Raw genomic sequence first — 10,723 nt, 5'->3', positions numbered from 1 at the left:
AATCGAATTAAGAGCCATAGCTAACATGGAAATCGTCACCTGTTCACCGGTTGAAACCATTAGGTCTAACACGCGGGGGTCAGGAGTATCGGTAATGGCGTAAGCGAGGGCAAGTAAGCGGTTTGTTTCACCACTCATTGCAGATACGACCACAACAACCTTGTGACCGTGATCATGCCAACGCTTCACACGACGAGCAACATTTAAAATGCGCTCGGGGGTACCCATAGAAGTACCGCCATATTTTTGAACGATTAATGCCATATCGCCTAAACCCTTATAATTAAACGGGAAAAGTATATTCTTGCTTCCTTGGTTTCATTATATGTACACCATTATGTACATAAATGAAATTGCTGAGTTTATCTAGCAAGCCGTGATTCGGCGGACAGTATATAGTAACGTAAATATGCTAACAATCATTGATCTGGACTAATTTCATCAAGTTTGCTGATTGTTAGCTTCGGTACAACTTATATAGCTTTTTTTAGTTGCTTCTTTTGCTGGCATTCTTCCTCCCACTTCATTACATCAGTAGCGAGGTATCTTTTCATTGTTCCGCCCTCAGAACTTAATGCCGGGGCTGGGAATGGAATCCCCCAAGGTGTGTTAATTTCCCACCGATTAAGTGTGCGTTTAGTAATATGAAACATCTCACACACATTGTTAGATGTCTGTGATGGGCAACCAATAGTATGGCCAGAAAAATACTTCTCAAAGAAACCTAAGGGCAATTTAAAAAAATGGCGCTCAACAGTTGAATGTGTTGATTTTTCAGATTTAGGAAATTCAATTTTTGATAGGCCGCAAGGTCCTCTAGCTGATGCAACTCTAAAACGCATAGCTAAAGGTATTCAAAAATATGTCATTGAAACTAAAGAGCCATTTTTTGTTAATTCTGCCACACCTTTTATTGGCCGTGATTTCCGTACAAGTTTTGGTCATGACATACGTGAACCATTAGCAACAACTACAGCAGGTTATGGCGGACATAGTTCTTTAATAAGTCCAATCCTTGTTCCGTTTATTACAGAGTTTGCAAACGCTTCTCAACAGCGGAATTGGTCAATTGATGAGCCTCTATCAACCATATGTGCACAAGTGAAAGGTGGGCATCATGGATTAGTTACTGCCAAGTTGAGCAAAGATAACTATAAGGGCGCTCTTCGTGTTGCTGCATTTTTAATTAACTACTACGGCAATGGAGACGCAAGAAGTATCACTGAGCCAATGGATACGATCACTACTAAAGATCGTTTAGCCCTAGTTACTGTTTGGATCAAAGGTGAACCTTGGGCAATTGTTGATATCTGTATACGCATGCTTAAACCACGTGAACTTTTTAGAGCGCAGGGGTTTCCAGATTCATACGTAATTGAATACGGGAGCGATGGAAAGCCTCTATCTAAAAAAGATCAAGTCTTTATGGTTGGTAACTCCGTTTCTCCATATCCAATGGCTGCTATCGCCAGAGCAAATAATCCATTTATTACGCAACAAATTAAGGGGGCCGCATGAATTATTACCAACACCATATTGGTGACTTTAACAATGCGACTCGCCACCTCAGTTTAATTGAGCGTGCGATTTACCGTGACTTATTAGACATGTATTACGACACGGAGAAGGCGATTGATGCAACAAGCATTGATCGTTTAGCACGTCGTTTGCAATGTACTACCGAAGAGCAAAAAGAAGCTCTCAAATATGTACTTGATGAGTTTTTCATTCTTGAAGAAGGTGTTTATCGCAATAATCGTTGTGAACGAGAAATTGCTGAATACCACGGGAAAAAGAAACAAGCGAGTGAGGCTGGTAAAGCGTCTGCTGCAAAACGTGCAGCGAAAAAGAAAGGTTCGTCCAACAGTGGTTCATCAAAAGATGATCAATCGTCTAACGAAAATTCAACGGTCGTTGAAAATCCGTTAAACGAAGAACAAACGGGCGTGCAACCAACCAATAACCATAAACCATTAACCATTAACCAAGAACCAATTATTGATAGTAGTAGTAATACGCGTGGAGAAAATTCGCAATTAACTCCAATTCAATTTGCTCAGTATCAGATCGATGATCACAAACGCTATTCAATGCGTGAATTCATTTCTGAATACAGCGAGTTTCAATACGATTTCATTTCACTTGCTCAACAAAGATTTGTTTCGGTACCTGAAATCGACTTGAGAACCATGATTCAAAATTTCGGTGACTGGTACTTTGCAAACGAATCAAGTTCGTTGAATACACCAAGCATCTGGTTGGTTAAGTGGTTCTCTTGGGTTCAAAACAACGAGAAACAAGTCGCTGCTAACCGCAAGAAACAAGAGCAAATCAATTCAGCTGGTCAAAAACCACAAGAGTCGGGTTACTTCGCTAATCTTTTTGAAGAACAGAGCGAATCTCAAATCGTGGATGTAACCCCAGCAAAAAAGTTTCCAATGATTGAGGAGGTAGGTCATGCATGAGATTACCTTGAACGAAGTGCGTCAATTAATCGCTTCTCTTCGCACTGTTTACGCTGCTCAGTTCAATAAGCAATTTCCAGCAACAGGCGAAAGTGCAATTCCTCTGTCAGTGGTTGAGCAAATCGCACTTAAAACACTGATTGGCGTTCAACAAAACCAATTTAACAACGCACTTGCTCGATTACTTACAGCAGGTGGACGCTTTATGCCGTCATTTGCCGAGTTTCGCACCTGGTGTATCGGTGAAAGTTGGATGTCTCCAGAAGAAGCTTGGTCTCGCGCATGTAAGTTTACAACTGACCGTTCCGTGGTTATTACCCAAATCACTAAGTACGCCTTAGACGAGGTTATGTATTTGATCGAAGCCGGCCAAATGCGAGCAGCTCAAGATAATTTCTTCGGGACATACAACGTGATGGTGGCTAAAGCTCAGTTAAAAGGCCGTCAGCAAGAGTTTTACACTCCACCGCTACAACTAGAGCATAAAGAACCTGAACACACCCCAGTAAGCAATGACGAAGCGCAAAAGCATCTCCAATCATTGATGGAACGTTTAAAAATCAATGGTCGTAAACCTGTACCAGTACAAAAGCTTAAGGCTAAGGAAAAAGAGCCTGAGCTTATAAAAGAGTTGGGCCCTGATCCTTTCGATAATCCACACGAATACGCAGAGATGTGCCGTCGGGAGGGTATGCTAATCCCTAGAAATATTCTTCAGCTAATTGATGGGGCGAATGTATGAATAAATTCGAGATTTTAGCGTGGGGTTTACTCATTTCATTTTTTACAGCAGCTATTAGCGGTGCGGTGGTTTTGTGGTGGTTGGCAAGAAAGGAGACGTTTGAAGAATGAGTTCAATGAGCCTTGCAGATTACCGCGCAACATGTCCGAAAGCTCAAAAAGTTAAAAAGGGTCGAAACAAGTTTAATGCTTCGAAAATTAAATTGGATAGAATGACTTTTGACAGTACTAAAGAATACAAACGGTATATCGAGCTAAAGGCTCTACAACAACGAGGTGAAATTAAAGAATTGCAGCATCACACAAAATTTGAATTGGCACCGAAGACAAAATTAGAAGGGGAGAAACGAGCTAAACCAGCACTTAGATATTTTGCCGATTTCACTTATTTCACGACAGCAGGTGAATACGTTGTTGAAGATGTGAAGTCTATAGCTACACGCAAGCTACCGAGTTACCGAAATAAAAAACACCTGATGAAAACAGTTCACAATATTGATGTGAGGGAAGTTTAAACATGAATGCAAAAGTTAATAACAAGACAATGGACTGGTCTAAACGTTCTGCTCATCAATGGTTGGAACAATATGGTCTATGGGTAAGATCAACAAAATTTAAATTTTCTGCAAATCCTTTAGCATGTCTAATTGACCAAAATGACACAACTAGAATTAGATCAAGTAAGGTCTCTATGCCATGCGAAATTGAAGATTATGAAGCAGTTGAAGTAAGTAAACTCTTGGCGAAAATGCATAACGATAATAGGGAGTTTTTACAAGAAAGGGCTTGGTTTTTAATACTTTATTATGAAAATAATTGGTCGTATCTAACAATTGCTAATGTGCATAGATGTAGTAAAGCAAAGGTACGTGCTGAGATTGATAAAGGCTTGGCATATTTGGATGGAAAAATTGAGGTGTTGCAATCTTGACAGTGCAGCACACTTGGTTTAGATTTGTGATATGGTGGGACGAAGTTATAAGCGTTGCACCAAATTGTTTTAAAAGCTCGCCAAATGGTGAGCTTTTTTTGTTTTGTGCTATAGTCCAGTCTAATTAAAAACTGGTACTTAAAATGAATATTTGTGTTGGTGGTGAACTTAACGGGCAAAAGATTGAAAAAGAATGGCGATTGTTAAAAGCTTCTGATATCGACCCAAGTTTCACAACAGAATATTACAAACAGGTTTTTAACCGCGACAATACGGTTTTCCATTTCTGGTTGCCAATCGGAACTGACTTACATGATATGTCTGAGAAAGTTTTAGGTATTTTAAGAGCACCTAAAAACTAGCTTTTTACTTACAACAAGTGTCAGAAAACGCTTGAGTTCTGTTAATTGTTAACAGTTTGTAAACCACATAAGATATAAATACTAAGCGTAACATGCTTAGGATTTCAGGTTTTAGTGAGATTCACTAGTCCACTCTTATATAAGAGTGGTTTTTTTATTGATTTTAGGATCATATTATTAGTTGCGTATATATGAATATCCATATATCATTCATTTCAAATACTGCGCTGAAAGTTTTTGTTTTTGTGACCCGTTTCTAATTTAGGAACGGGTTTTTTGATTTTAAAACCCCACTCGCTTAGGACGCTTTGCGAGTTTACTTGCCGGACGGATTACGGCGCAAATGGCCCCGCTAAATATCGATTATTGGCGGGGCTTTTTATTTTATTAACTAGATAATTTAGTTCTCGATAGTGAATAATTTACTATTTATAATCAAATACTTACACTTTAATTTGATTAAAATTTATGCTTTACTCATTGAATCATTTATTGAGAGGTGAAGCATATGTTGTTTAATGGTTCAGAAGAGCTTGTTGTGATTTCCAATGATGGTACTCGAAGCGCTTTGAAGTCTTGTAGAATTGATAATGAAGAAACAATCTTCACAAGTGACTCTACAGATGGCGTAAGTATTGGAGATCGATTAATCAAGAAATTACAAAATGGTTCAAATCGAGAATATTTAGTTAAATCTGTTAAGGATGGTGTAAATATGTTTGGACATAGAGAGATTAGAGTTCAGCAGATTTAAAACCTACAGTATTAATAACCCTACCTTATGGTAGGGTTTTTCTTTTTGGAGTATGTATGACTGAATTTCAAAAAATTAAGCATGAGATTAGACAGCTCCAAATAGAGCTAAACCATTTGGGAAGTTGCAATACAAAAGGTTTAAATACAGAACAGATCGCTCACTTAGATGAGCGATTTTTTTTAGCCATAGCAAAGCAAAATAAATTAATTGCACGACTCAACAATAAACCAGAAGGCTTCTTATAAGAGGCTATTGGTATGGACGATAAAGAGTATTTTTGGCTAACTCGGAAAAAAGAACCTAAAACCAAGCCTAAATCCAGACCACTGCCTAAGGCGAAGCAAAAATATCTCGAGGCTGAGGCAACACTTAAGGAAGAACTTGAGGATTTGGCGATTGGATTTGAACAGAAGTTTCAGCCAATCCATACCAAACACTGGCGCTTTGACTTTCATATTGTGAAATTGCGTTTGCTCATTGAAATTGAGGGTGGTCCCTGGTCTGGTGGGCGTGGTGGAAAGCTGTCAAATAAAGCATGGAGTCTTGATCGATATGATCTTGCTGAAGAGATGGGATACAAAATAGAGCGCTTTCATCCAGATTCTATTTTGTCGGGATATGTCATCAACTGGATAAAAAGTGAATTAGCGAGAATTGAAGATGGAGCAAATAAGACCATTTCCACCGACTGATTTTATTGATCAAGCAGATGAAGAAGAAGCAATTCGATTAGCGCCAGCCCCTGATTTAATGAATTGGGTAATTGCAAATTTTTTAACTATTGGTGGTCCTTTGCATAATCCAGATCACGACCATATCGCTGAGATGCTTCATGATAATGAGGGTTTCTTGGCTTTCGCATGGGCTTCTTCTGCTTATACCAGAGCTAAGCGTATGGTGCTCGGCCAATGTGAAAAGGTTATGTTTCAACAAGGCGGCTGGAAGAAAGCTCGACAAGAGCAGCAAATGCGCGACTGGTTCGGATTCGTTCCAGTTTACTTAATCACAATCGATGCAAGCTTTTGTGAAAAGGCAAACGATAGCGAGTTCTGTGCTTTGCTTGAACATGAGCTTTATCACATCGGTGTAGAACGAGACTCGGACGGTGAAATTATTTACAGTGATCATACTGGCTTACCAAAGCACTATTTAGCCGGTCACGATGTGGAAGAGTTTATCGGTGTTGTAAAACGCTGGGGAGCAAATGACAGTGTTAAGAGGCTTATTGAAGTTGCTAAAAACCCGCCGTTTGTTTCTGATTTAGATATTTCGAAATGTTGTGGAAACTGCGTAATCAATTGAGCCATGAGGCTCTTTTTTTTGCCTATCTTCCTTGACGTACCTTGACGGATAGAGAGAAATGGCATCTTTAAATAAAAAGCAAAAACTCTTTATTGTACGGTCACTTGCTGTATTTAATACACCTCAAGAAACAGTATCGCTCGTCAAGGAAGAATTTAACATTGATGTGACACGTCAACAGGTCGAGACGTATGACCCTACTAAAAGAGCTGGTAAAGATCTTAGTGCTGAACTAAGAGCAGAGTTTGATCTGGCGAGAAAGGATTTCTTAGATAAGCCTGAGCATATCCCAACAGTAAATTTATCTGTACGCCTAAAAATATTGAATGATTTAGTCTACAAAAATTCTCGAAATGTTAGGGCTGTTAGAGGACTGTTAGAACAAATTGCCAAAGAAGTAGGTGGTCAATTTACTAATACAAGTAAAACCCAATTAACGGGCGCAGATGGGCAACCATTGCAACCTCAACATGTTACTCAAGTTGTCGCAACGCCTGAACAGATAAAGCAGGTGTTAGATGAACTCCAAGGTAAATACTAAGCTGCTCGAAATGCAGTTAGAGCGAGAGCTTTGTGAGAAAGAACATTTATTCTTTACACGGCGTTTTTTCTTACCTCGCATGGGCTTTAAATTTTCGGTCAATTGGCATCATGAATATATTGCCGACAAGATAGACGAAGTAATTGCGGGCAAGGTTAAGAACTTAGTTATTAACGTTCCACCGGGCAGTGGTAAGACAGAATTACTCACTAATCTTATTGCCCGTGGTATAGCTCGTAATGCTCGTTCCCGGTTCTTGTATTTATCTTTCTCACAATCACTTGTAGAGGATGTATCTGCAACAGCTAGAAATATTGTTAAGTCAGAAGACTTTCAGAACTTATGGCCTGTAAAGATTTCTACCAGTACGGATGCTAAGTCGAGCTGGAAAACCACCGTTGATGGCTATGATGCTGGTCATGTTTATTCTGCTTCAATGGGTGGGCAGGTAACTGGTCGCCGTGCCGGTACATTAGCGGATGAAGGCTTTACCGGTGCAATTATTCTTGATGACCCATTAAAGCCTGAGGATGCATTTAGCCAGACTGCTAGACGTAAAGCAAATCGTAAGATCTTAAACACGGTCAACTCGCGTAAAGCTAAATCTGACACGCCAATTATTCTGATCATGCAGCGTTTGCACGTTGAAGATCCGACTAACTTTGTGTTGACTGGTAATGTACCTGGTGAGTGGGAACAGATCAGTATTCCCGCACTTATTGATGATGAGTACATCAGTAAGCTACCCGAACACATACAGCGAAAAATTCCACGTGATGTTGAACGTGATGAGAAAGGCAGACAAAGCTACTGGCCATTAAAAGAATCTTTACTTTCATTGCTGCAGCTGGAGAAAGGCGGGGAAGATAAAGACGGCGCCACAGTGTCACGCTATACATTTGCAAGCCAATACATGCAAAACCCTAAAAAGCTGGGTGGTGATCTTGTTAAGGCTGAATGGTTCCCACGTTACCTAGATTTACCTGTTCTTAAATGGCGTGCGATTTGGGCAGATACGGCGCAAAAGACAAAAGAGCATAACGACTTTTCAGTGTTCTTATGCGCAGGTCTTAGCTATGACAATAACCTTTACATCATCGATGTGAAGCGTGGCAAATGGGAAGCACCAGAGCTATTGAAAGAAGCTAAAGCTTTTATCAATAAACACAAGGACAGTAACACAAAGATTGGCAAGCTTCGTTATATGGCCGTAGAGGATAAGGCGAGTGGTACCGGTTTAATTCAGTCCATATCTAAGCAGACCACTTTACCAATACGTGCGATTCAGCGAAGTACTGACAAGCTATCAAGGACTATGGACGTCATTCTTTATGTTGAAGAACGCCGTGTCTGGTTACCAGCTAATGCACCGTGGCTATTGAACTACATTGAAGAGATTGAAGGGCTCACTGCTGATTGGTCACATGACCATGACGACCAGTGGGACCCGACCATTGATGCAATTAATGATTCATTAGCCAAAAAGCCAACTGTATTTGATTAGAGGAAATTATGGCTGAAACTAAAAAGCCCGATGCAATTGGCGATGCAGGGGCGTATACAAACTTTGTCTCAAATATTGGTACCCAACGTGACAAAGCTTCACACGGTTCTTTCGTTAAGAAAGTAATTCCTGATGAGCAATTAGAAGCCGTGTATCAACACTGGTTGGCTAAGCGCATCGTAAACCGTCCAGCAAGTGACATGCTCCGAGCTGGTTGGTTTTTTGAAGGGATTCAGGATAACGATTTACTAAAGCTTAAAGAGGCGTGTAAGGCTTTTAACTTAGAAGGGGTGCTCTTATCTAGTTTGGTACTTTCTCGCTTATATGGCGTTTGCTATGTGCTTCTAGGGACTGTAGACGGCGGCAACTTAGATCAACCGTTCGATTTAAACAAGTTAGGCGTGGGGCGTTTAGAGTTTTTCACGGTGCTTAAGAAAAAGTACATTGAAGCTGATACCAGTAAATACTTATCGCCTAAGGAGGCAGGTGGACTTTTAAAGCAGCCTGAATTTTACAAGCTAAAGCTTGATGGTAAATCTAACCTACGGATCCACCACACTCGCTTAATCAAATTTTGCCATGCAGATGTAGTTAATGAAGAGCCGGTAAGTGTCTTACAGGAAGTTTATGAGGATCTACTTGATCATGCTGCCGTAAAGAAAGCCACTGCTAGTCTGGTCCATGAATCAAAAATTGACGTGATTAGAACACCTAACTTGGTCGATAAGATCAAAGAGGATATGAAATCCGTAGCTGAACGTTTTCTTAGTGTCGGATTGCTTAAGGGCTTGAATGGCATGATCGTCTTGGATAAAGAGGAGGAGTATGACTCTAAATCTTATAGCTTTGGCGGTCTGCCTGACCTCATGCGTGAGTATTCGATTCAAACTGCTGGTGCAGCTGATATGCCATATACGATTTTATTTGGGCAATCACCTGCAGGCATGAACGCAACTGGTGAGCACGACACACGGAACTATTACGACAGTATCGCAACTAAGCAAATATGGTCCTTAAAGCCATTCATGATGAAGCTTTTAAGAGTAATTGTTCAAGCTACATTTGGTCGTCAGATTCCAAGTTTAGATGTTGTGTTTAACCCGTTATGGCAATTAGACGCTAAGGTGCGTTCTGAGGTTGAGAAAGCTAACGCTGAACGGGATTCCAAGTATTTAGAAATGGGCATCATCACAGAGCCACAGATAGCAAAACAGCTTGTTATTGATGGTGTTTATTCAGTGATTGATGAAAAACATATCAAAGAGCTTGAGACAATGGTGAAGCTTAATGACAACGATAATTCAGATCCTGAAACCCCACCTCCAGCAGGCGAAGAAACGTAAAAAAGGTCGTAAAGCTTCTAAGCCGAGAGCCGTGCACGTAAACCGCCGTGTAGAGCTTTATTACACACGGCAATTACTGGCTATCTCAAAATATTGTCAGGAACAAACTAAGGAATTAGTTATTCCTACAGTAGGCCAGAACATCGGAGATGCATGGTTCTCGGACATGATGACGGCCTTTAGGGAAAAGCTCACAAAGTATGTTGTTGAGATTTCTCGACCGTTGGCCACAAAGGTTGTGACTGACACCCAAAAGGAAGTGGACAAGCAAATTGCAGAGCACACCAAAACAATTATTGGTGTGGATCTTACGCCATTCTATCGAGCTGCTGATATTCAAGACGAGGTAGATCTAAACATTACGGCAAATGTCAGTTTGATTAAATCCATTCCACAGCAATACGCCGATAAACTTGAAGTGCTAATCACTAATGCTTTACAGACCGGCCAAACCAATGAAGAGTTGGCCAAAGCAATTAAGCAATTAGGATTATCTACCGATTACCGTGCACGTCTCATTGCTAGTGATCAGATGGGCAAGATTAACGGCCAAATTAACCAAGCTCGACAGCTTTCGATGGGTGTCGAGACATACACATGGCAAACGGCGAAAGATGAGCGTGTCAGGCCAGACCACCAGCATAAGCAGGGCAAGACATTCAGATGGGATTCACCGCCAGACGGTGGACATCCCGGTCAGCCTATTCGATGTCGTTGCACGGCATTGCCTAACTATGAGGATATATTGATTGATTAATTAAAAAAAAGATTAGTATC

General features: G+C 40.5%; 15 protein-coding genes and 1 pseudogene. 15 read left to right on the top strand and 1 reads right to left on the bottom strand.

Annotation, left to right across the window (positions count from 1 at the left end):
• Nucleotides 1–264: pseudogene (locus ACOZB4_RS33675) on the bottom strand (aspartate kinase); the annotation flags it as partial.
• Nucleotides 265–663: 399 nt separating this feature from the next.
• Here ACOZB4_RS33675 and ACOZB4_RS33670 point away from each other — a divergent pair.
• From ACOZB4_RS33670 to ACOZB4_RS33600, 15 genes are all read left to right on the top strand, one after another.
• Nucleotides 664–1,518: a DNA cytosine methyltransferase gene (locus tag ACOZB4_RS33670; RefSeq protein ID WP_378171157.1), complete on the top strand. Its 855-nt coding sequence runs from the start codon at nt 664–666 to the stop codon at nt 1,516–1,518.
• Nucleotides 1,515–2,465 carry a YdaU family protein gene (locus ACOZB4_RS33665; RefSeq protein WP_032059719.1) on the top strand — a complete coding sequence of 317 codons (951 nt, stop codon included), beginning with the start codon at nt 1,515–1,517 and terminating at the stop codon, nt 2,463–2,465. The genes ACOZB4_RS33670 and ACOZB4_RS33665 overlap by 4 nt, the downstream gene beginning before the upstream one ends.
• Nucleotides 2,458–3,207 carry a hypothetical protein gene (locus ACOZB4_RS33660; protein WP_033523598.1) on the top strand — a complete coding sequence of 250 codons (750 nt, stop codon included), beginning with the start codon at nt 2,458–2,460 and terminating at the stop codon, nt 3,205–3,207. The genes ACOZB4_RS33665 and ACOZB4_RS33660 overlap by 8 nt, the downstream gene beginning before the upstream one ends.
• Complete coding sequence (locus ACOZB4_RS33655; RefSeq protein ID WP_031968553.1) at nt 3,204–3,317, top strand: putative phage replication protein; 114 nt, start codon at nt 3,204–3,206, stop codon at nt 3,315–3,317. The genes ACOZB4_RS33660 and ACOZB4_RS33655 overlap by 4 nt, the downstream gene beginning before the upstream one ends.
• Nucleotides 3,314–3,721: a DUF1064 domain-containing protein gene (locus ACOZB4_RS33650; RefSeq protein WP_033523596.1), complete on the top strand. Its 408-nt coding sequence runs from the start codon at nt 3,314–3,316 to the stop codon at nt 3,719–3,721. Before ACOZB4_RS33655 ends, ACOZB4_RS33650 begins: the two co-directional genes overlap by 4 nt.
• A 2-nt stretch (nt 3,722–3,723) precedes the next feature.
• Nucleotides 3,724–4,137: an antiterminator Q family protein gene (locus tag ACOZB4_RS33645; protein ID WP_000992308.1), complete on the top strand. Its 414-nt coding sequence runs from the start codon at nt 3,724–3,726 to the stop codon at nt 4,135–4,137.
• A 143-nt stretch (nt 4,138–4,280) separates the two neighbouring features.
• A complete protein-coding gene (locus ACOZB4_RS33640; RefSeq protein ID WP_033523594.1) occupies nt 4,281–4,499 on the top strand; it encodes a hypothetical protein in 219 nt (72 codons plus the stop codon).
• 508 nt (nt 4,500–5,007) lie between these two features.
• Nucleotides 5,008–5,253 carry a hypothetical protein gene (locus ACOZB4_RS33635; RefSeq protein WP_000898317.1) on the top strand — a complete coding sequence of 82 codons (246 nt, stop codon included), beginning with the start codon at nt 5,008–5,010 and terminating at the stop codon, nt 5,251–5,253.
• Nucleotides 5,254–5,309: 56 nt separating this feature from the next.
• Entirely contained in the window at nt 5,310–5,501 is a 192-nt protein-coding gene (locus tag ACOZB4_RS33630) for a hypothetical protein (RefSeq protein ID WP_000134355.1), read from the top strand.
• A 12-nt stretch (nt 5,502–5,513) separates the two neighbouring features.
• Entirely contained in the window at nt 5,514–5,948 is a 435-nt protein-coding gene (locus ACOZB4_RS33625) for a hypothetical protein (RefSeq protein ID WP_032002976.1), read from the top strand.
• The gene (locus tag ACOZB4_RS33620; protein ID WP_188200020.1) at nt 5,917–6,558 is read left to right on the top strand and encodes a putative metallopeptidase; all 642 of its coding nucleotides are present in this window, start codon (nt 5,917–5,919) and stop codon (nt 6,556–6,558) included. Before ACOZB4_RS33625 ends, ACOZB4_RS33620 begins: the two co-directional genes overlap by 32 nt.
• Nucleotides 6,559–6,616: 58 nt before the next feature.
• Nucleotides 6,617–7,099 (top strand): DUF2280 domain-containing protein, encoded by a 483-nt coding sequence (locus ACOZB4_RS33615; protein WP_033523628.1) that lies wholly within the window; start codon nt 6,617–6,619, stop codon nt 7,097–7,099.
• Complete coding sequence (gene terL / locus ACOZB4_RS33610) at nt 7,077–8,603, top strand: phage terminase large subunit (RefSeq protein ID WP_033523629.1); 1,527 nt, start codon at nt 7,077–7,079, stop codon at nt 8,601–8,603. Before ACOZB4_RS33615 ends, terL begins: the two co-directional genes overlap by 23 nt.
• Nucleotides 8,604–8,611: 8 nt before the next feature.
• A complete protein-coding gene (locus ACOZB4_RS33605) occupies nt 8,612–9,946 on the top strand; it encodes a DUF1073 domain-containing protein (RefSeq protein WP_033523620.1) in 1,335 nt (444 codons plus the stop codon).
• Complete coding sequence (locus ACOZB4_RS33600; RefSeq protein ID WP_000207477.1) at nt 9,891–10,703, top strand: phage minor head protein; 813 nt, start codon at nt 9,891–9,893, stop codon at nt 10,701–10,703. The genes ACOZB4_RS33605 and ACOZB4_RS33600 overlap by 56 nt, the downstream gene beginning before the upstream one ends.
• Nucleotides 10,704–10,723: the final 20 nt, after the last annotated feature.

This window comes from Paenibacillus sp. NPDC058898, assembly GCF_049316025.1.
Lineage (GTDB): Bacteria > Bacillota > Bacilli > Paenibacillales > Paenibacillaceae > Paenibacillus_AQ.
Note: the sequence above shows the minus strand (reverse complement) of the source record. Positions and strands in the feature narration are given on the sequence as shown.